This window comes from Weissella sp. DD23 (assembly GCF_001579105.1).
In the GTDB taxonomy this organism is placed as follows: domain Bacteria; phylum Bacillota; class Bacilli; order Lactobacillales; family Lactobacillaceae; genus Weissella; species Weissella cibaria.
Window position 1 is genome coordinate 97,641 of sequence record NZ_KQ970395.1, and the last position, 3,778, is coordinate 101,418.

General features: G+C 43.6%; 5 protein-coding genes. 1 reads left to right on the forward strand and 4 read right to left on the reverse strand.

Annotated features, from left to right (window positions below):
• From WEIDD23_RS09145 to rimM, 4 genes are all read right to left on the reverse strand, one after another.
• Nucleotides 1-880: dicarboxylate/amino acid:cation symporter (locus WEIDD23_RS09145; protein WP_242865495.1), on the reverse strand; the 880-nt coding region annotated here is incomplete at its 3' end.
• A gap of 196 nt (nucleotides 881-1,076) precedes the next feature.
• Nucleotides 1,077-1,433 (reverse strand): 50S ribosomal protein L19, encoded by a 357-nt coding sequence (gene rplS, locus WEIDD23_RS09150; protein ID WP_010372859.1) that lies wholly within the window; start codon nucleotides 1,431-1,433, stop codon nucleotides 1,077-1,079.
• A 117-nt stretch (nucleotides 1,434-1,550) separates the two neighbouring features.
• The gene (gene trmD / locus WEIDD23_RS09155; RefSeq protein ID WP_043708158.1) at nucleotides 1,551-2,291 is read right to left on the reverse strand and encodes a tRNA (guanosine(37)-N1)-methyltransferase TrmD; all 741 of its coding nucleotides are present in this window, start codon (nucleotides 2,289-2,291) and stop codon (nucleotides 1,551-1,553) included.
• A gap of 2 nt (nucleotides 2,292-2,293) precedes the next feature.
• Nucleotides 2,294-2,797, reverse strand: a complete 504-nt coding sequence (gene rimM / locus WEIDD23_RS09160; protein ID WP_062358928.1) for a ribosome maturation factor RimM — start codon at nucleotides 2,795-2,797, stop codon at nucleotides 2,294-2,296.
• Between the two features lie 159 nt (nucleotides 2,798-2,956).
• Between rimM and WEIDD23_RS09165 the strand changes: the two genes are divergently transcribed.
• Nucleotides 2,957-3,625: a histidine phosphatase family protein gene (locus tag WEIDD23_RS09165; protein ID WP_062358929.1), complete on the forward strand. Its 669-nt coding sequence runs from the start codon at nucleotides 2,957-2,959 to the stop codon at nucleotides 3,623-3,625.
• The last annotated feature ends 153 nt before the right edge of the window (nucleotides 3,626-3,778 follow it).

Sequence of the window (3,778 nt, forward strand, 5' to 3'; positions counted from 1 at the left end):
CGAACTTTTCCATCTTTGACACAATACGTGGCAACGTTGCTTCTGATGAGGCCGTTGTAAAAGCCAAGATAATCTCTTCTTTTAATACCTTAATCAAGGTAAAGACGTTGACACCAAAGATGTGCAACACCGCACCCAAAACAACCAAAATAAAGAAAATCATCGTTGCATAGGCAATAAAGATAAAGAAGCCTAATGATCCAAGTGAGCTAACCCCCATCTGAGCTACCGTCGCCCCAATCAATGCACCGACACCAATTGGTGCAACTTGCATGACCCAGTTTGTGACTTTAAACATCACTTCAGCAACCGCATCCAAAAAGTCGACAATGATTTGTCCCTTTGGCCCAATGGCAGCCGTTCCTAATCCAAAGAAAACAGAGAAGAAAATAACCTGCAACATCTTATCATTGGCCAACGATCCGAAGAAGTTCGTTGGAATAATGTCCATAACTGTCGACCAGACACCATGGTCACCCGCCGCTTTGGCCGTCGACAAGTACGAACTGATGTTAGATGCTTGCAAATTATGAATATCCACATGCGCCCCTGGTTGGAACACATTTCCGGCAATCATACCAATTAAAATCGCCACAGTTGATAACAATTCAAAGTAGATAATTGTTTTACCACCGATGCGGCCTAATTTATGCATGTCACCCATCTTCGCAATTCCGGCGGTCAAACTTGTCAAAACAATTGGTAACACGACCATTTGAATTAGACCGATGAACATCGTCCCGATATTTTGCATCGCGGTAATCGCCGTCTTATTTTGATAGAAGATAACACCCAAAATAATACCAACGACAAGGCCAAACAAGATGCGCCAACCGAGACCAACACTATGCTTTTCTTTCTTGGTCTTTTTTTCAACCATGAATACTCTACCTATCCCTAACTTTTAAAAATAACACTTGTTCTAGTTTACACTATTTCATAATAAAAAAAAGACTTATTTATGAGTCGAACGCTCATAAATTAATCATTATCTAATGAAACGTTTTACCTAAATAACAGAAAAAGGCTGATTCCAAATGGAATCAGCCTTTTCGAAGCTTAATGACGAAATGTCATTAGGCACGGCGTGCTTCGCGGATACGAGCAGCCTTACCGTGCAATGCACGCAAGTAGTACAACTTAGCGCGACGTACACGACCGTGACGAGTCACTTCAATCTTATCAACACGTGGTGAGTGCAATGGGAAAGTACGCTCAACACCAACACCGTTAGAAATCTTACGAACAGTGTAAGTAGCTTGGATACCAGTACCCTTACGCTTGATAACAACACCTTCAAACAATTGCACACGCTCACGTGAACCTTCAACGATTCGAGCGTATACACGAACTGAATCACCGGCACGGAACTCAGGAATGTCCGTACGCAATTGATCAGCAACCAACTTTTCTAGCAAAGCGTTTTGACGCATATCAAATCTCCTAGTCGATAATCGATACACCACCCGGCCAGCGGATTATCGGGTTTATTTTTGGTGAATAAAACACCAGAAATAATAATATCATCTCTGGTGTTTATAAACAAGTCTTTATATTTCGTTTGCTTCTTCCGCTTTGATTTCCTTTAACAACTGACGCTCTTCTTTAGTAAAGTCATAATCAGTTAGCAAATCAGGCCGGCGCAAGTATGTCCGCCGCAATGCTTCTTTGCGCTTCCATGTCGCAATGTTAGCGTGGTGCCCTGACATCAAGACATCTGGCACCTTCATCCCCCGGAAATCAGCCGGCCGCGTATACTGTGGGTACTCCAATAAGCCCGTTGAAAACGAATCATCAACGGCTGACATTTGGTCACCCAAAGCCTCATCAAGCAAGCGCACCGTCGCATCAATCACGACCATCGCCCCCAGTTCACCACCAGTAAGCACAAAATCACCCAACGAAATTTCGTCAGTCACAAGATTACGAATTCGTTCATCATAGCCCTCGTAGTGACCAGCGATAAAGGTCAAGTGTTCTTCTTGGGCTAATTCTTCAGCCATCGCTTGATTGAAGGTTTTACCAGCCGGATCCATTAGAATCACACGCCCACGTGAACCAGCTTCCGCCTCAATCGCATCCATTGCGTCAAAGATTGGCTGTGGCATCAGCAACATGCCTTGGCCGCCACCGTAAATTTCATCATCAACCTTGTTGTGCTTATTATCAGTATAATCGCGAAAGTCAGTGACCTGAAAGTCAACTAGGCCCCGTTCAATCGTTTTACCAATAATTGATTCACGCATCGGCGTAAACATATTTGGGAATAGACTTAATACATCAATGCGCATGGTTAAATTTCCTCTAACATATCAACCTTGGCTACCCCAGCATCCAAGTCGATTTCCGTGACAACATTTTCAATATATGGAATGAACAAATCATCCTGGCCCTTAGCCTTAACCACCCACGCATCATTGGCAGGCAATTCCATAATTTCAGCAACCTTGCCCAAAACTTGACCAGTTGCATTATCAATGACATCTAAGCCCACAATTTCATGGTAGTAAAATTCATCTTCTGCTAAATCTTGTAGTGCCTCTTCAGGCACCATCAAATCGTGCGTCTTGTATTGCTCAACCAAATTGATATTTTGCAAATCCTTAAATGACAACAACACAAATTGCTTGTGATTACGCACCGTTGCAATCTCAACTTCAACAGGTGACTTGCCATCAATAATCAACTTATTTCCCTTTGCAAAACGCTCTTCTGGAAAGTCAGTCGTGGCGATGACACGGACTTCACCACGAATGCCGTGGGTGTTCACAATTGTGCCTACTTTATACAAAGCCATATTTTTTGTATCCTCTTAAGTTTATTCAGTTTCACGCGTATCGTGAAAAATTTCAGTTAATTTGCTAACTTCTAGTATACCGTAAATATTGTCCAACTAAACAAGAATTATCTGAGTAACTTTGATACACTTAAGGCATCAAGATTGGGGGATAAAAACATGAGTATTACTGTCTATATGGTTCGACACGGGCAAACCTATTTAAACAAATATCGACGCATGCAAGGCTGGACAAATGCACCGCTAACCGAAAAAGGAATCGCGGACGGCCAGGCAGCCGGCGAACGGTTACGCTATGTGCATTTTGATGGGGCCTATTCGTCTGATTTAGCGCGGGCCGCTGAGACAGCGCGGTTTGTTTTAGACGCGAACCTCACCTCAGACAGCCAAGACTTGGTCGAGTTACCCGACTTCCGAGAACAATTTTTCGGTTCGTTCGATGGTCTGACAGGGGTTGAAGCTGGTGAAGCCCTCGCCGGCGTACTTGGCTTACCTGCCGATACAACCTATGGCGATTTAATCGGATCACTTGACGGTGATCAACTGATGGATGCCTTTCGTCAAGCTGACCCAGCCGGGGACGCTGAAGATAGCCAGATGTTCTGGTCGCGCCTAAATAACGGGTTAGACACCTTGCTAACAAAGCATCAAGATGGTGATCGCGTTCTACTAGTCGTCCATGGAATCTTACTGATTAATTTGGTTAATCGCTTTGCCGGGGATGCTTACAAGGGTATTGAACCAGAAAACGGTTCCATTACGACTTGGCAACTTGATGAAAACGGTTTGCAGCTGGAAACCTTCAACGATACAACCGCTGTATGGTAACAAAAAAAGAAGCACCGCGGTGCTTCTTTTTTATGCCTAAACATCATCGTCGTCATGATGTTTGGGGTGCGCTTGGTCTGCTTTGTATGACTGATACGCTTTATAGCTCAAATAACCTACGATAATGATCGCAAGTGCTAATAAAATTCGGAA